This window comes from Streptomyces antioxidans (genome assembly GCF_000968685.2).
GTDB lineage: Bacteria > Actinomycetota > Actinomycetes > Streptomycetales > Streptomycetaceae > Streptomyces > Streptomyces antioxidans.
The window spans coordinates 58,564-73,775 of the sequence record NZ_LAKD02000002.1 but is presented as its reverse complement, the minus strand read 5'-3'; the positions used below and the strand labels follow the sequence as shown (position 1 = coordinate 73,775).

The window sequence follows — 15,212 nt, the reverse complement described above, 5'->3', positions numbered from 1 at the left end:
GACGAATCTCGGGCGCTGCCGGTTGCCCGTATGGCGCATCGCACCGGGTTGCCCGGCCGTCCGCATGGGTGTGCGCTGGAAAGTGACAGGCCAGGGCGGGGACGCGGCGATGAGGAGGTACCGCCATGAATGCCCCCACAGCCCCCACCACCTCCGTGAGCCACCGCCGCCATCCAAGGCTCCATCTGCGCCTTCATCCGCGGCTCCCCCTCCGCCCGCACCCCTCCGCCTCCTGGGGCGTCCCGGCCGTCCTGGCGGTGCTCTATGGCGGCTGGGTGATGTTCGTGGCCCACAACCAGGGCTCCACCATCCCCACGGCCGCCGTCTTCGGCGTGTTCTCGGCGGCGGTGGTCGGAGCCCTCTGCTACGCCCTCGGCAGGATGACGCGGGGCCTGATGCCGGAGCTCCGGGCCGTGCTCTACGGAACGGTCCTCGGCTGTGCGATCGGCTTTCTGCACTCCGTGAGCGGGGGCTCGGTGTACCGGGCCTCGGGGATCGGGCTGGGGGCGGGGCTCATGATGCTGGGCATGTCGTTCTACGTCTTCCACGTACGGGCGGAACGCGCCCGGGAGTGACCTCCAGCCCCCGGAGGACCGGCCCCCGGAACCGAGGGCCCGACGACCCGACGGCCCGGCTTAGGTCATTGGTCCCCGCACGCTTCCGTCCCCGGTCCGTTCCGGCGCCGCCCCGCCCTCCCTAGCGTGAGGCCATGACAGACGACACGAGTGGAACCCTGGACGAAGCCCTCGAGCGACTGCATGCCTCCGGCCCCGAGCGTCACGGTTGGCTGAGCAATCACGCGCCGATGGCCGTGGAGGCACTGGTGCGCCACGGCCAGGGACGCACCGTGCACCGCTGGCTGGACCACTATCGCCACAAGCTGGAGGAGATGCCGCGCCCGTACGCCCCGATCACCGAGCGGAACTGGCGCCAGGCGCTCGGCGATCCGCGCCGGCTCGCCGACTGGCCCGCCCACTTCGACCGGGAGCTCGCCGACCGCCCCTGGCAGGACGTGCTCACCGTGTGGTGGCCACGGCTGCTGCCGGGTATCGCAGGCGGCGCGACCCATCCGGTGATCCGCGTCGGCCACGCCGTACGGACCCTCCTGGACGACCCGGGCACCACGACCGCTCCCCGCACCGCCGAGCTGGCCCACGCCCTCGGCTACTGGGCCGCCCGCCACGCCCCGCTGCCGCCCCTCCACCAGCGGCCGGGCCCCGCCTCCGGGTCGGCGGCCGACGCGCTGGCCGCCGTGGAGCCGATCGCCGACCAGAGCGGGGGCATACGGGAGCGGCTGGCCCGGCTCACCGCCCTCCCCACCTGGCCGCCCGCCGCCCCGCAGCCCGGCCGGACGGCCGACCCCACTCCCGGCCCGGACCCCGACGGCCCGAATGGCTCCGCGGCGCCCGAGGGTCCCGAAAACCCCGCCGACCAGCACGAGGAGGCCCGTAGACGCCTCACCGAGCTCGTACGGGCCGCGACCCATCGCTACGCCACCCACGGCCACGGCGAACCGATCATGCTGGTCCACGCCGCCACCGCGCCCAACGCCGTCCTGCGCGCCCTGCCCGCGCTGCCGCGCGAGCTGTGGGCGCCGAGCCTGGACGCGGCATGGGCGGCGAGCGCGGCGGTCACGGCGGTGTACGCGCCGCGGGAACCGCTCCCGGCCGACCGGCTGCCACCCGTGGCGGGCGTCACCCCCGAGGAGGTCTTCGCCCGCGCCGCCGCGCACGGCGATGAGCACGCCATCAAGCTGACCGACACCGCGCTCGATGTCGCCCGGGGCACGGACCCGACGGCCCTGGCCGCCGCGCTGCACGCCTGCGCGATGATCGACCCGGCGCTCTGACGCACGAGCCCCGGCCCGGCCGCGCCCGCTCAGCCACACCCCACCGCGCCGCACCCGCCCAACCACACCCCGCTAAGCAACACTGAGCAACGCTGAGCAACCACACCCGCTGAAACCCCGCCCCTGAAGCCCCGCTCCCCCTCACCCGAACTGCAACGACCGCTTCGCCAGCCCCATCCAGAACCCGTCGATCACGCTCCGCTGGCCGCGCGGCTCCGCCTCCGCCGCGCCCAGCGTGACGAACAACGGCGCGAAGTGTTCGATGCGCGGATGGGCGAGCCCCGCCGCCGGGGCCGTGTGCTCGAAGTCCAGCAGCGCGTCGATGTCCTGCGCGTCCAGGGCCCGCTGCCCCCAGTCGTCGAACTCGGCCGACCAACTGGGCGGCATCGGGCCCGTATGCCGTAGCGCGGCCAGGTTGTGGGTGAAGAAGCCGCTGCCGACGATCAGGACGCCCTCGTCCCGCAGCGGCGCCAGCTTCCGGCCGATCTCCATCAGCTTCCGCGGGTCGAGGGTCGGCATCGAGACCTGGAGAACCGGGATGTCGGCCTCCGGATACATCTCGACCAGGGGCACATACGCCCCGTGGTCCAGCCCCCGTTCGGGGATGTCCTGTACCGGGGTACCCGCCGTGCGCAGCGTCTTGCGGATCCGCTCGGCGAGTTCGGGGGCACCCGGCGCCGCGTACCGCACCTGGTAATAGTGCTGAGGAAAGCCCCAGAAGTCATAGACCAGAGGCACCTGTTGGGTGGCGCCGATGGCCAGGGGAGCCTCTTCCCAGTGAGCGGAGATCATGAGAATGGCGTTGGGCCGGGGCAGCCCGGCGGCCCAGGCGGCGAGCTGTCCCGGCCAGACCGGATCGTCGGCGAGCGGCGGAGCACCATGGCTGAGGTAGAGCGCGGGCATGCGCCCGTCGAGCGCGGACATGAGGACTCCTCGTCAGTCGACAGACCTCACCAAAATGCTTGAAGTATCAAGCATGTTGTTATCACTGTAGTGCACAGTTATTTAAGCTTCAAAGAGAATTCCCTAGAATGGACGCGTGGACGACGCCATGAAAACCCCCTCAGACGCCGACGAGCCGCGTTGGCTGACCGACGATGAACAGCGCAGCTGGCAGGCGTATGTCCAGGCGAGCATGCTCCTGGAGGACCACCTCGACCGCCAGTTGCAGCGTGACGCGGGCATGCCCCACGTCTACTACGGCCTGCTGGTGAAGCTCTCCTGGGCGCCCCGCCACCGGATGCGGATGACCGAACTGGCCGAGGCGGCCAAGATCACCCGCTCCCGGCTGTCCCATGCCATCGCGCGCATGGAGAAGGACGGCTGGGTCCGGCGCGAGGACTGCCCCGACGACAAGCGCGGACAGAACGCGGTCCTGACCGACAAGGGGCTCAAGGTGCTGCAGGACACCGCCCCCGGCCATGTCACCGCCGTACGGACGGCCATCTTCGACCGGCTCACCCCCGAGCAGGTCGAGCAGTTCGGCGCCATATGCCAGATCATCGCGGACGGCCTCCAACCGGTCGGCGCCGACCTCCCCTGGCTGCGCTGACGCCCCGAGGCGCCACACCCACGAGGGCCCCGCTCCTCCTCGAGGAGCGGGGCCCTCACCTGACGACGTCAGACCGCATACGGACAGTCCAACGGGACAGTCCAGCGAGCGGGCGTCAGCGCATCAGTGAGCCATCACCGGAACCGCGTCCTCCGCCGCACCCTCACCGGAGGAGCCCGCGACCGCGCCGCCGCCCTTCGGCTGTCCGGCGTTGACGAACGTGATGGCGATGACCGCGGCCAGCGCCAGGATGCCGACCGCCCACCAGATGGCGGAGGTGTAGCCGTGCACCATCGACTGGAGCTGCAGCGCCGTACGCGAAGGGGCGCCCGCCGCATGCGACTTGGCGTACTCGGTGGTGGCGCTCGCCGCGATCGTGTTCAGCAGCGCGGTGCCGATGGCGCCGCCAACCTGCTGCGAGGTGTTGACCATCGCCGAGGCGACCCCCGCGTCACGCGGCTGGACACCATGCGTGGCCAGGCTCATCGCGGGCATGAAGGCGGTACCCATGCCGAGACCGAGCAGCAGGAACCCGGGCAGGATCAGTGCCGGGTACGAGGTGTCCAGGTCGATCTGGGTCAGCAGCAGCATGCCGACCGAGGCGACCAGGAAGCCCGGCCCCATCAGCAGCCGCGCCGGGACGCGGGTCATCAGCCGGGCACCGATCTGCGTCGAGCCGGTGATCATGCCCGCGACCATCGGCAAGAAGGCGAAGCCGGTCTTGACCGGGCTGTACCCCTTGACGACCTGCATGTAGTAGGTGAGGAAGAGGAACAGGCCGAACATGCCGATGACGGCGAGGGCCAGCGAGGCGTAGACACCGCCGCGGTTGCGGTCGGCGACCACGCGCAGCGGCAGCAGCGGAGCCTTCACCCGCGACTCGACGACCACGAAGGCGAGCAGCAGCACGGCCGCGGCGACGAACAGACCGACGGTCGGCCCCGCGGACCAGCCGTCGGACTCGGCGCGGGTGAAGCCGTAGACCAGCGAGACCAGACCGGTGGTGGCCAGGATCACACCGGGGATGTCCAGCCGGGACGAGTTGTGGCTCTCCACCGGCTCGCGGATCACGGCGACCGCGCCGATCGCGGCGATGATGGCGAACGGGATGTTCACGAAGAAGGTCCAGCGCCAGTCCATGTACTCGGTGAGCACACCACCGAGGATCAGACCGACGGCACCGCCACCACCGGCGATGGCACCGAAGACACCGAACGCCTTGGCGCGCTCCTTGGGGTCGGTGAACATCACCGCGAGCAGCGAGAGCGCGGAGGGCGCGAGCAGCGCACCGAACGCACCCTGGAGGGCGCGCGCGCCCAGCAGCATGCCGGTGTTCAGCGCGGCGCCGCCGACGGCCGAGGCGGCGGCGAAGCCGATCAGACCGACGATGAAGGTCTGCTTCCGTCCCCACAGGTCGGCGACCCGGCCGCCGAACAACAGCAGTCCGCCGAAGGCGAGGGCGTAGGCGGTGATGACCCACTGCCGGTTGCCGTCGGAGATGCCGAGATCGGCCTGGGCACTGGGCAGCGCGATGTTCACGATGGTCGCATCGAGCACGACCATCAGCTGGGCGAGGGCGATGAATATCAGCGCTTTCCAGCGCCGGGGATCGACGAATTGAGCCGTTTCAGGCATGGGTGGGCCTACCTAGCGGTGCGGAGAGTGAGAAACGGGACGTAAGGGGCCGATCAAGGTCAGACCGGCACAGGGTGTTGGGTAAGAGATGGCGAGAGACGCCGACGCACGTAAGGAAGACCTGTCAACGTGCGCGGAATGAGCGGTGCTCCGGGATCGGCCGCGTGCGATTTATGTCACGGTCACGGCCTGTGTCGCAGATCCTCCAAGGTCACGGACTTTCCGGGTAGTTCCGAGCGCGCCGGGGTGCGCAGACCGTCCAGGAACAGCTGCAGATGCCGGTGCACAAAGGGCTCGAAGTCCACACAGGCGCTGCCGGGCAGCGGCCTGGTGAGCTGGTTGAGCGCGACCATCAGGTCACCGACGCCGATGTCGGTGCGCAGTTTGCCGTCGGCTTTCGCGGCCCCCGTCAGGGCCTCGACACCGGCCGCAAGGCGGTCGCGGGTGGCGATGAGATCAGGGTGCTCCTTGTCGAGGCCGTCGGAGAGCAGCAGGCACAGCGCGCCGATGTGCTCATCCGCCGCGGCGTGGACGAAGCGCCGCAGCGCCGAGAAGCTGTCGGCCTCCTCGGCCAGGGCGGATTCGGCCTGGCCGGCGACACGGGACATCACCGAGAGCGCCACATGGTGGATCAGCTCACGGCGGTCCGTGAAGTGCCGGTAGATCGTGGCATTGCCGACCCCTGCCCGTCGAGCGATTTCATCGAGGGGGATATCCGCCCCGCACTCGACGATCACCTCTCGGGCGGCGGCGACAATGCGCTCCCGGTTGCGCAGGGCGTCCGCGCGCAGCCGGGGCTGTGCGGACTTCGCGGTCGTCGTGTCGGCGGCCATGACAGCACTCCCTTCTGCGTACGGCTTCCACGCGTACGGTTCTCGGTGGCCGGTGCTCCGGCGGCTTGGCGGCGGCGCCGCACCCCGGCCATGACGTTCGGGCTTCAACTTTTTCGAGCTTCAACTTTTCCGGGGAGTGAGTCCCCGTTTATGCGTTCGCTCGGTTAAACGGGGAATGAGTCCCCGGAATTTCCGGGTCCGTAGGTGACCTGCCTCACACCCTCGCAACACCCCCGCCGCCCGGACGGAGCAGGTCATTCCGCCGTTCGGCGGCACCCCACGGGCGCCCCGGTCCGCACCGTCACACCGTGGTCGGCAATGGACCAGACGCATGGGACCGCCCGCCCCCGCATACGAATACGCCGCCCCCGCAGAGGCAGCGCGTTCGCCATCGCCGCCGTGCTCACGGCGGCGATGGCCGCCCCGGCGGCGGTTCCGCGACCCGAGCGCCCCGCGCCCCCCGAGCAGGCCCCGGCGCCCTCCGCGCGCCCGGCCCTCGGCTCGCTCGCGCCCTGCGCCCTCGCCTCAGGACCGGGGCTCCAGATGGCCGAGGGCATACCCACCGGCCGCGGCTACAGCCACAGCACCGGCACCGTCCACGCCCTCAACCTCATGATCGACTTCCCCGATGTCCGCGGCCAGGGCACCGCCCGCGAGCGCTTCGAGGAGTTCTTCCCCCAGACCACCCGATGGTTCGCGCAGAGCTCGTACGGACGGCTGGACTACCGCCCCGCGATGCCGATCACCCACTGGCTGCGGATGCCGCACCCGTTCCGCGCCTACGGCATCAAGCGCGGCAGCCCCTTCGACCCGGGCTATCGGAAACTCGTCGCCGACATCGCCAAGTCCGCCGACCCCAAGGTCGACTTCCGCCGCTACGACCTGGTGAACATCCTGGTCACCCCGAACGCCGGACCACCGGCCGCGCATGCCGTGCTGTCCGTCACCTACGCCGACAACCAGCGCGCCCCGGCCGCCGACGGCGTTCCGCTGGCCAATGTCTCCTTCGTCTACAGCCGCCAGGACGACGGCTCCGGCTCGCTGCGCCGCACCGGCTTCCGCGTCCTGCCCCATGAGAACGGCCATGTCTTCGGGCTGCCCGACCTCTACACCCACGCCGGCGGCGACAAGGCGGGCCACTGGGATGTGATGTCCGAGGACTGGGGACCCGGCAACGACCTGCTGGCCTGGCACAAGTGGAAGCTGGGCTGGCTCGGCCCGCGGCAGATCGCGTGCGCCGCCCGCTCCGGTGTCTTCGCCCACACCCTGTCCCCGCTGAGCCGCCCGGAGGGGACCAAGATGGTCTTCGTCCCCGTCTCGCCGTCCAGCGGCTACGCCATCGAGGCGCGGGCGACCGGCGGCAATGACGAGGCCATATGCAAGCCCGGGGTGCTGATCTCCCGGGTGAACACCGGTGTCGACTCCGGCGGCGGCCCGGTCAGCATCGTGGACTCCACCCCCCACGGCCGCGGCTGCACCAAGGAGCGCAATGTCCACCCCGGACTGAGCGACGCGGCCTACGCGCCCGGCGAGACCTTCGACACCGAGGCGAACGGCATACGGATACGCGTCCACGTCACCGACCGGGACGCGGCGGGCGACTACGGCGTGGAGATCACTCGTCGTGCCAGTGGTGGCGCCCGAGGCTGATCAGCAGCAGCTGCTTGCGCGCCGTGGCGGCCACCTTCCGCTCCTCCGCGGCCCCGGGGTGGTCGGCCTGCGCCTCCAGGAACGCCGTGGCGGTCATCACCATATGGTCCACATACAGCTCCGCGAGCATCCGGACATCTTCCGGTGGCCAGGATTCCGCCGGGAGCTGCGGACAGAAGGCGGTGGCCACCTCGTCCGCGAACCGGTCCAGCTCGGCGGCTATGGCCTCGCGCACGGCGCGCACCCCGCCGTGCCGCTCGCGTGCGATGAAGCGGATGTGGGCGGGGTAGCGGCGGACATGCTCGGCGACCGCGTCGACGGCGGCCTCGATCCGCTCCTCGTCACCCTCCTGACCGGCCAGCACCGCGTTGATCATGTGATGCAGGCTGCCCAGGCTCTCCTCGACCAGCGCGACACCGAGATCGCTCAGATCCCGGAAGTGCCGGTAGAACGCGGCCGGCGCCACCCCCACCGCCCGGGTGACCTCGCGGAGCCCCAGACTGCTCAGGCTCTGGTCCTCCAGCAGCCGCAGCGCCGCGTCCATCAGCGCGCGCCGCGTCTTCTCCTTCTGGGCCTGCCGGACCCCGCACCTGTGACTCACATCATTCAGTAAACAGCCGTTCGCTGAATTTTTCCAGGCTTCGGCGGGGTACTCTAAAACTCAGTGAACAGTTGTGCTTCCAAGTGTTCACCCAACGATGACGGCCCGCACGCCAACCGCATCCCGATCGTCACTTCGAAAGAGGCACCCATGCTCTTCATCGTCGCGGCACTCGCCCTGATGGGAGTGCTTCTGGGGGCGGCGGCGCACACCCCGCTCCCCCTCTTCCTCGCCGCCGCGGGCGCCATCGGCGCCTGGCTGCTGGTCTTCTTCATCCGCGAACGCACCGGACACAAGGGGAGCTGAGACCCATGGCACTCACCGCACCGTCCCGCATCTCCCCGGTCCGGGCGCGCCGGGACGCCGACGGCATGGCAGTCGCCTCCTTCGTGCTCGGTCTGATCGGTCTGCTGCTGTTCAACGCGGTCTTCGGGCCCTGCGCGATCGTCCTGGGGACGCTCGCGATCGCCCGGGACACCCACCGCAGGGGCCGGGCACTGCTCGGGATCACCCTCGGCATCGCCGATGTCGTCCTGCTGATCGTCCTGCTGACGCTGAACCACTCCGTCTTCTGGCAGTTCGGCGGCTGACCCGCCCGGCGGTCCACCGCGGACACCTCCCCGCGGCCCTGCCACCCAGCGGCCTTCCCCCCAGCGGCCCTTCCACTCAGTGGAAGGGCCGTTGCCCGTACGTGACGGGCGTCACCACGCTGGCACGCATGACCGCCTTCGCGAAGAACCAGTGGTACGTCGCCGCCTACGGCCGCGAGATCGGCCGCGAGCTGCTGGGGCGCACCATCCTCAACGAGCCCATCGCCTTCTACCGCGCCGAGTCCGACGACAAGGTCATCGCGCTCGCCGACCGCTGTGTACACCGCCGCTATCCGCTCACCGCCGGCCGTCTCGACGGTGACACGGTCGTCTGCGGCTACCACGGCTTCACCTACGACACCGGCGGCAGCTGTGTGTTCGTACCGGGTCAGAAGCGCGTTCCGCGCACCGCCCGGGTCCGCTCCTACCCCGTGGTCGAGCGGGACTCGCTGGTGTGGGTGTGGATCGGGGACCCGGCGCTCGCCGACCCCGGCGCGGTGCCGCGCGCCCCGTGGCTGGCCGGTCCGCGCTGGACGACGGTGGGCGGCATGGAGCCGATCGACGCCGACTACGGCCTGCTGGTGGACAACCTGCTGGACCTCTCGCACGAGACGTATCTGCACGGCGGCTACATCGGCACCCCCGAGGTCGCCGAGACCCCGATCACCACCGAGGTGGACGAGGGCGCGGGCGTCGTCCGGGTCAGCCGGCACATGGACGACGCCGAGTGTCCGCCCTTCTACGCCCGCTCCACCGGCATCGAGGGCCGCATCACCCGCTGGCAGGACATCGAGTACCACGCGCCCTGTCTGTATCTGCTGCACAGCCGGATCGCCCCGGTCGGGGTGGTGCCGGAGCCGGACGGCTCCGATCCCCACGCCTTCCATGTGGAGATCACCTACGCCATCACCCCGTCCACCGACCGCCATGTGTACGACTTCTGGGCCGTCTCACGGGACTTCGCGCGGGACGACGAGGAGGTCTCCACCTTCCTCCACGACCTCAACCGGACCGTGGTGCTCCAGGACGTGGCGGCGCTGAACGTGCTCCAGAAGGCGCTGGACACCGAGCGCGAGGGCTATCAGGAACTCAGCATCAACATCGACACCGGCGGGCTGGCCGCGCGCCGCATCCTCGCCCGCCTCGCCGCGGAAGGGGAGAAGACCGCGCCCTTGGTGGCCGCGAAATGAACGAGCGGCGCGCAGCGCCTCCGTTGAGGGTGGCGGCGGGCGACGGGTGGGCGGCGGGCGACAGGCCGACGAGCGGCACGCCCACGGCCGAGGTGTACCGGATCGACTGGCTGCCCGGCACCGATGTACTGCACGGGATCTGCCACTGCGGCGCCGAGCGCACCGCCGAGGACCCGGTCGAGCTGTGGCAGTGGATGCTCGCCCACCCCAGCGGGCACCATCCCGCCGGTCCCTCTGAACACCAGCCCACCGGCCACCGTAAGGAGCCCCGTTCATGAACCCCGGCGGCGAGTACGAGGACACCCTGCTCGTGGCCCGGAGGGAGGAGGTGGCCTCGGATGTGGTGGCGCTGACGCTGCGCCACCCGGCGGGCCGCGACCTCCCCGACTGGGCGCCCGGCGCCCATCTCGACCTCGTCCTCGACACGGGCCCGACCCGGCAGTACTCGCTGTGCGGCGACCCCGCCGACCGCGCCTCCTGGCGGATCGCGGTGCTCCGCGCCCCCGCCGGGCGCGGCGGCTCCGCCCATGTGCACGACGCCCTCACCGAGGGCAGCACGGTGCGGGTGCGCGGGCCGCGCAACCACTTCGCGCTGCGCCCGGCGGCCCACTACCTGTTCATCGCGGGCGGCATCGGCATCACCCCGCTCCTCCCCATGACGGCCGCCGCCGAGGCCGCGGGCGCCGACTGGCGGCTGCTGTACGGCGGGCGCACCCGCGCCTCGATGGCCTTCGCGGACGAGCTCGCCGCCCGGCACGGGGACAAGGTGTGCCTGGTGCCACAGGACGAGGAGGGGCCGCTCGACCTCGTGCCGCATCTCACCGCCCCGGTAGACCCCGACACCGCTCCGGCCGGGTCCGGCACCGCCCCGGCCGGTCCCGGCACCCTCGTCTACTGCTGCGGCCCCGAGCCGCTGCTCCAGGCCGCCGAGGCGGCGTGCCGCGACTGGCCCGAGGGGTCCCTGCGCACCGAGCGCTTCCAGCCCCGTGACGACGGGGCGGGCGGCGAACCGGGAGGCCGGGCCTTCGAGTTGGTGCTCAACCGCTCCGGGCTGACGCTCACCGTGGAGCCGGAGCGCAGCGTGCTGCGCACGGTCGAGGCGGCGGGGGTACCGGTGCTGTACTCCTGCGAGGAGGGCACCTGTGGCACATGTGAGACGGACGTGGTCGAGGGGGAGGTGGACCACCATGACTCCGTGCTCACCGACGAGGAGCGGGCCTCGGGCGAGACGATGATGATCTGCGTCTCACGGTGCCGTGGCCCGCGATTGGTGCTGGACCTGTGATTCCGCGCTGAACGGCCGTATGAACCCCTCGATGTGAGGTTCGGAACGACCCCGCCCACTGGACAAACAGGTTGGTTAGGTTAGCCTAACTACGTCTTCGGGTTGCCGTCCCGTGACCACGTCCCCGTATGCATCGAGAGAGAGCACCTTCATGCGCCAGGCCAGAGCACTCCCCCTCTCCCGCCGCGGTCTACTCGCCGCTGGCGGCGCCCTCGGACTCGGAGCGCTGGTCACCGCCTGCGGGGACAACGGCGGTTCGGGCTCCGGCGGTGACGACGGCGGCGGCTCCTGGTCGTTCACCGATGACCGCAAGAAGAAGATCAGCCTCGACGGCCGGCCGCAGCACATCGTCGCCTACATCGCCGCGGCGGCCGCGCTCTACGACTTCGGCATCGAGAAGCAGATCACCGGCGTCTTCGGCCCGACCACGCTGAAGAACGGCAAGCCGGACGTCCAGGCGGGCGACTTCCCCGTCGACCAGGCCACGTCCCTGGGCAACACCTGGGGGCAGTTCAACGTCGAGAAGTACGCCTCGCTCAGCCCCGATCTGCTGATCACCAACATGTACGACCCGGGAGCGCTCTTCTACATACCGGACGACAGCAAGAAGAAGATCCTGCAACTGGCCCCCAGCGCCGCCATCGCCACCGGCCGGGTCTCCATGCTCGAGCCCATCAAGCGCTACGCCGCGCTGGCCGAGGCGCTCGGCGCCGATCTGAAGGCCAAGAAGGTCACCGACGCCAAGGCGCGGTTCGAGAAGGCCGCCGAGACCCTGCGCAAAACCGTCAAATCGCACAAGATCAAGGTCATGGCGTGCTCCGCCAGCGCCGATCTCTTCTATGTCTCCAACCCGAAGATCAATGCCGACCTGATCTACTTCAGCGAGCTCGGCGTCGACTTCGTCGTCCCCCAAAAGACCGACAAGGGCGGCTACTTTGAGAGCCTCAGCTGGGAGAACGCCGACAAGTACGACGCCGATGTGCTCTTCCTCGACAACCGCACCGCGACCCTCCAGCCCAAGGACCTGACCTCCAAGCCGACCTGGTCCAAGCTGGCCGCGGTCAAGGCCGGTCAGATCACCCCCTGGAGCAGCGAGCCGCGCTTCTCGTACGCCGGCGCGGCCCCGTTCGTCGAATCCCTCACCAAGGCCATCCAGGACGCGAAGAAGGTCAGCTGACGGTCAGCCGACCGGCTGGCCCCGGCCTCCCCACGGCAAGCGAAGGGAAGACCCTCCTCCCATGACCACCGCAGCCATCAAGACCGCCACCACCGCCGTACCGTTCCGGTTCTTCGACGCGCGGGTCGTAAGGACCCGCTCGCTCGGACCGTCCATGGCGCGGATCACCTTCGGCGGCACCTGTCTGAAGGACTTCACCAGCGGCGGCCGCGACCAGCGCTTCAAACTCTTCCTGCCGCACCCCGGCCAGCCCGCCCCGGTGGTGCCGGTCGAGGCCGGGGAGGGCTGGTTCACCACCTGGCGGGCGATGGACCCGGCCGAACGCGGCATCATGCGCTCGTACACGGTGCGCCAACAGCGGCGCGACCCCGACGAGATCGACGTGGACTTCGCGCTGCACCACGACAGCGGCCCGGCCGCCCGCTGGGCCGCGCGCGCCGAGCCCGGCGACCGCGTCACCCTGCTGGGCCCGGTGGTGGAGGACAACGGCGGGGTGGACTTCCGGCCGCCGTCAGGGACCGACTGGGCCCTGATCACCGGCGACGAGACCGCGCTGCCCGCCATCGCGGGCATCCTCGAATGGCTGCCCGCCGACTTCCCCGTACGGGTGTGGCTCGAGGTCCAGCACGCAGACGACATCCAGGAGCTGCACACCGGAGCGAAAGCCGAGATCACCTGGCTGGTCCGGGACGCCGTGGCCCCCGGCACCCCGCGCTCCGCCCTGCTGCTGGACGCGGTGGGCGCGGCCGAGCTGCCCTCCGGCACGCCGTACGCCTGGATCGCGGGCGAGGCCGGAACGGTCAAGGCGCTCCGCCGCCACCTGGTGCGCGAGCGCGGCGTCGACCGTAAGGCGGTCACCTTCACCGGCTACTGGCGGCTGGGCGCCTGTGAGGAGCAGCTCGTCGAGGAGGCCGTGTCGGGCACCGGCCCCGCGACCGACGACTGACCCCCCACCGCCGTACCCGCTCTCCGCCCCACAGCCGGATCCACAACCACACCGCACAGCCCAACCCCACAACTGAATCCGTCTCAAGGACCGCACAGGACCGACCGCTGGACGCCAGGCGGCCGGCCGCTCGGCGCGCCCCCGGCGCGCCCGCCGCCAGGTCCGGCGCCCCCGCACGCCCACCGTGCCGTCAGGCCGCGGGCCACCCCTCCCCCACAGCCCGCGGGCCGCTTCCCCCCACCCATTCGCATGCCCGGGCCATCCGCACGCCCGCATGCTCGTTTCCAGAAGGGACAGACCGTGAGTTTCCTCGCGCAGACCGCTGAGGACCCGTCGCCGGAGCCGATACCCGGGGCGGCGGATGGCAGGGCCCACCTCTTCAACGGCCGTACGGCGGAACGCTATCGGCGTTCCGTGACCGACGGCGTCAGCCTGGTGGCCGCCACCGTCGCCCGCACCGAGCGCCCCTTCACCGGCGTCACCCCCGCCGACCTCGCCCCCGAGGTCTCCGCGATCGACCTGGAGCGCCCGCTCGGCGATCCGGACGCCGCGCTCAAGGAGCTGGAGGGCGTCTACCTCAAGGACGCCGTCTACTTCCACCACCCGCGCTATCTGGCCCACCTCAACTGCCCCGTGGTGATCCCCGCACTGCTGGGCGAGGCCGTACTCTCCGCCGTCAACTCCTCGCTCGACACCTGGGACCAGAGCGCCGGCGGCACCCTGATCGAGCGTCGGCTGATCGACTGGACCGCCGAGCGCATCGGCCTCGGCGAGGCCGCGGACGGCATCTTCACCAGCGGCGGCACCCAGTCCAATCTCCAGGCGATGCTGCTGGCCCGCGACGAGGCCTGCGCCCTGGCCGAGAAGAAGGCCGTCGCCGCCGGCGAGACGATCGCCAAATCCGCGCTCCTGCCCCGGCTGCGCATCCTCACCTCCCAGGTCAGCCACTTCTCCATCCAGAAGGCCGCCGCCATCCTGGGGCTCGGCTACGAGGCCGTCATCCCGGTCCCCTGCGACCAGGACCGCCGGATGCGGACCGTCTCCCTCGCCCATGAGCTGGACCGCTGCCGCCGCGAGGGCCTGATCGTCATGGCCGTCGTGGCCACCGCGGGCACCACCGACTTCGGCTCCATCGACCCGCTGCCCGAGATCGCCGAGCTCAGCGCGCGGCACGGCACCTGGCTGCACGTGGACGCCGCGTACGGCTGTGGGCTGCTGGCCTCCCCGACCCGCCGCCACCTCCTGGACGGCATCGAGCGCGCCGACTCGGTGACCGTGGACTACCACAAGTCCTTCTTCCAGCCGGTCAGCTCCAGCGCCGTCCTGGTCCGCGACCGCGCCACGCTCAGCCACGCCACGTACCACGCGGACTACCTCAACCCCGAGCGCAGCGCCCGGAAACTGATCCCCAACCAGGTGGACAAGTCCATCCAGACCACCCGCCGCTTCGACGCGCTCAAGCTCTGGCTGACCCTGCGGATCATGGGCGCGGACGCCGTCGGGGCGCTCTTCGACGAGGTGGTGGAGCGGGCCGCCGGGGCATGGTCCCTGCTGGACACCGATCCGCGCTACGAGGTGGTCACCGAGCCCCAGCTGTCCACGCTGGTCTTCCGCTACGTACCGCCGTCCGGCGGGCCGTTGAACCCGGACCTCGTCGACCGCGCCAATCTGCACGCCCGGGAGGCGCTGGCCGCCTCCGGTGCGGCGGTCGTCGCCGGGACCGTCGTCGACGGCCGTCACTACCTCAAGTTCACCCTGCTCAACCCGGAGACCTCGCTGAGGGACATCGCGTACGTCCTCGACCTGCTGGCCGAACACGCCGGTCAGTACCTGGCCCTCCACATCGAGCCCGAGCTCGGCGGACCCCGCCACTCGCGCGCCAGCTGAGCCCCCTCACCCCCGCC

Annotated in this window: 16 protein-coding genes; 12 read left to right on the top strand and 4 right to left on the bottom strand. The window is 70.9% G+C overall.

Annotation, left to right across the window (positions count from 1 at the left end):
• Positions 1 to 125: 125 nt before the first annotated feature.
• Both VT50_RS02235 and VT50_RS02230 read left to right on the top strand, forming a co-directional pair.
• Positions 126 to 575 carry a hypothetical protein gene (locus VT50_RS02235; RefSeq protein ID WP_053048453.1) on the top strand — a complete coding sequence of 150 codons (450 nt, stop codon included), beginning with the start codon at positions 126 to 128 and terminating at the stop codon, positions 573 to 575.
• A 134-nt stretch (positions 576 to 709) separates the two neighbouring features.
• Positions 710 to 1,849, top strand: coding sequence for a questin oxidase family protein (locus VT50_RS02230; RefSeq protein WP_046084911.1), 1,140 nt, complete (start codon positions 710 to 712; stop codon positions 1,847 to 1,849).
• Positions 1,850 to 1,990: 141 nt separating this feature from the next.
• Here the strand turns inward: VT50_RS02230 and VT50_RS02225 are convergent, their stop codons facing one another.
• Positions 1,991 to 2,773 (bottom strand): dioxygenase family protein, encoded by a 783-nt coding sequence (locus VT50_RS02225; RefSeq protein ID WP_046084912.1) that lies wholly within the window; start codon positions 2,771 to 2,773, stop codon positions 1,991 to 1,993.
• A gap of 127 nt (positions 2,774 to 2,900) precedes the next feature.
• On the opposite strand from VT50_RS02225, the gene VT50_RS02220 reads away from it, so the two are divergent.
• The gene (locus VT50_RS02220; RefSeq protein ID WP_046084969.1) at positions 2,901 to 3,401 is read left to right on the top strand and encodes a MarR family winged helix-turn-helix transcriptional regulator; all 501 of its coding nucleotides are present in this window, start codon (positions 2,901 to 2,903) and stop codon (positions 3,399 to 3,401) included.
• Between the two features lie 123 nt (positions 3,402 to 3,524).
• On the opposite strand, the gene VT50_RS02215 is transcribed toward VT50_RS02220, so the two are convergent.
• Both VT50_RS02215 and VT50_RS02210 read right to left on the bottom strand, forming a co-directional pair.
• Positions 3,525 to 5,036, bottom strand: a complete 1,512-nt coding sequence (locus VT50_RS02215) for an MFS transporter (protein WP_046084913.1) — start codon at positions 5,034 to 5,036, stop codon at positions 3,525 to 3,527.
• A gap of 182 nt (positions 5,037 to 5,218) precedes the next feature.
• Positions 5,219 to 5,869: a TetR/AcrR family transcriptional regulator gene (locus tag VT50_RS02210; RefSeq protein ID WP_046084914.1), complete on the bottom strand. Its 651-nt coding sequence runs from the start codon at positions 5,867 to 5,869 to the stop codon at positions 5,219 to 5,221.
• 318 nt (positions 5,870 to 6,187) lie between these two features.
• Between VT50_RS02210 and VT50_RS02205 the strand changes: the two genes are divergently transcribed.
• Positions 6,188 to 7,519 (top strand): M6 family metalloprotease domain-containing protein, encoded by a 1,332-nt coding sequence (locus VT50_RS02205; protein WP_046084915.1) that lies wholly within the window; start codon positions 6,188 to 6,190, stop codon positions 7,517 to 7,519.
• On the opposite strand, the gene VT50_RS02200 is transcribed toward VT50_RS02205, so the two are convergent.
• Complete coding sequence (locus tag VT50_RS02200; RefSeq protein WP_046084916.1) at positions 7,485 to 8,120, bottom strand: TetR family transcriptional regulator; 636 nt, start codon at positions 8,118 to 8,120, stop codon at positions 7,485 to 7,487. The genes VT50_RS02205 and VT50_RS02200 overlap by 35 nt on opposite strands.
• 150 nt (positions 8,121 to 8,270) lie before the next feature.
• Between VT50_RS02200 and VT50_RS39495 the strand changes: the two genes are divergently transcribed.
• The 8 genes from VT50_RS39495 (at position 8,271) to VT50_RS02165 (ending at position 15,195) form a co-directional block, all read left to right on the top strand.
• Positions 8,271 to 8,426: a hypothetical protein gene (locus VT50_RS39495; protein ID WP_046084917.1), complete on the top strand. Its 156-nt coding sequence runs from the start codon at positions 8,271 to 8,273 to the stop codon at positions 8,424 to 8,426.
• 5 nt (positions 8,427 to 8,431) lie between these two features.
• Positions 8,432 to 8,710 carry a DUF4190 domain-containing protein gene (locus VT50_RS02195; RefSeq protein ID WP_046084918.1) on the top strand — a complete coding sequence of 93 codons (279 nt, stop codon included), beginning with the start codon at positions 8,432 to 8,434 and terminating at the stop codon, positions 8,708 to 8,710.
• Positions 8,711 to 8,838: 128 nt separating this feature from the next.
• Complete coding sequence (locus VT50_RS02190; RefSeq protein WP_046084970.1) at positions 8,839 to 9,900, top strand: aromatic ring-hydroxylating oxygenase subunit alpha; 1,062 nt, start codon at positions 8,839 to 8,841, stop codon at positions 9,898 to 9,900.
• Between the two features lie 92 nt (positions 9,901 to 9,992).
• Entirely contained in the window at positions 9,993 to 10,178 is a 186-nt protein-coding gene (locus tag VT50_RS02185; RefSeq protein ID WP_240529015.1) for a hypothetical protein, read from the top strand.
• On the top strand, positions 10,175 to 11,185 hold the full coding sequence (locus VT50_RS02180; RefSeq protein WP_046084920.1) for a PDR/VanB family oxidoreductase: 1,011 nt from the start codon (positions 10,175 to 10,177) through the stop codon (positions 11,183 to 11,185). The genes VT50_RS02185 and VT50_RS02180 overlap by 4 nt, the downstream gene beginning before the upstream one ends.
• Before the next feature lie 151 nt (positions 11,186 to 11,336).
• On the top strand, positions 11,337 to 12,362 hold the full coding sequence (locus tag VT50_RS02175; protein ID WP_046084921.1) for an ABC transporter substrate-binding protein: 1,026 nt from the start codon (positions 11,337 to 11,339) through the stop codon (positions 12,360 to 12,362).
• 61 nt (positions 12,363 to 12,423) lie between these two features.
• A complete protein-coding gene (locus VT50_RS02170; RefSeq protein WP_046084922.1) occupies positions 12,424 to 13,308 on the top strand; it encodes a siderophore-interacting protein in 885 nt (294 codons plus the stop codon).
• A 300-nt stretch (positions 13,309 to 13,608) separates the two neighbouring features.
• Entirely contained in the window at positions 13,609 to 15,195 is a 1,587-nt protein-coding gene (locus tag VT50_RS02165; RefSeq protein ID WP_276207293.1) for a pyridoxal phosphate-dependent decarboxylase family protein, read from the top strand.
• Positions 15,196 to 15,212 lie beyond the last annotated feature (17 nt).

What these genes read in the sequence shown, in the direction of transcription:
- VT50_RS02235 (WP_053048453.1), top strand. Translation starts at nt 126, where the DNA reads ATGAATGCCCCCACAGCCCCCACCACCTCCGTGAGCCACCGCCGCCAT.
- VT50_RS02230 (WP_046084911.1), top strand. Translation starts at nt 710, where the DNA reads ATGACAGACGACACGAGTGGAACCCTGGACGAAGCCCTCGAGCGACTG.
- VT50_RS02225 (WP_046084912.1), bottom strand. Translation starts at nt 2,773, where the DNA reads ATGTCCGCGCTCGACGGGCGCATGCCCGCGCTCTACCTCAGCCATGGT.
- VT50_RS02220 (WP_046084969.1), top strand. Translation starts at nt 2,901, where the DNA reads ATGAAAACCCCCTCAGACGCCGACGAGCCGCGTTGGCTGACCGACGAT.
- VT50_RS02215 (WP_046084913.1), bottom strand. Translation starts at nt 5,036, where the DNA reads ATGCCTGAAACGGCTCAATTCGTCGATCCCCGGCGCTGGAAAGCGCTG.
- VT50_RS02210 (WP_046084914.1), bottom strand. Translation starts at nt 5,869, where the DNA reads ATGGCCGCCGACACGACGACCGCGAAGTCCGCACAGCCCCGGCTGCGC.
- VT50_RS02205 (WP_046084915.1), top strand. Translation starts at nt 6,188, where the DNA reads ATGGACCAGACGCATGGGACCGCCCGCCCCCGCATACGAATACGCCGC.
- VT50_RS39495 (WP_046084917.1), top strand. Translation starts at nt 8,271, where the DNA reads ATGCTCTTCATCGTCGCGGCACTCGCCCTGATGGGAGTGCTTCTGGGG.
- VT50_RS02195 (WP_046084918.1), top strand. Translation starts at nt 8,432, where the DNA reads ATGGCACTCACCGCACCGTCCCGCATCTCCCCGGTCCGGGCGCGCCGG.
- VT50_RS02190 (WP_046084970.1), top strand. Translation starts at nt 8,839, where the DNA reads ATGACCGCCTTCGCGAAGAACCAGTGGTACGTCGCCGCCTACGGCCGC.
- VT50_RS02180 (WP_046084920.1), top strand. Translation starts at nt 10,175, where the DNA reads ATGAACCCCGGCGGCGAGTACGAGGACACCCTGCTCGTGGCCCGGAGG.
- VT50_RS02175 (WP_046084921.1), top strand. Translation starts at nt 11,337, where the DNA reads ATGCGCCAGGCCAGAGCACTCCCCCTCTCCCGCCGCGGTCTACTCGCC.
- VT50_RS02170 (WP_046084922.1), top strand. Translation starts at nt 12,424, where the DNA reads ATGACCACCGCAGCCATCAAGACCGCCACCACCGCCGTACCGTTCCGG.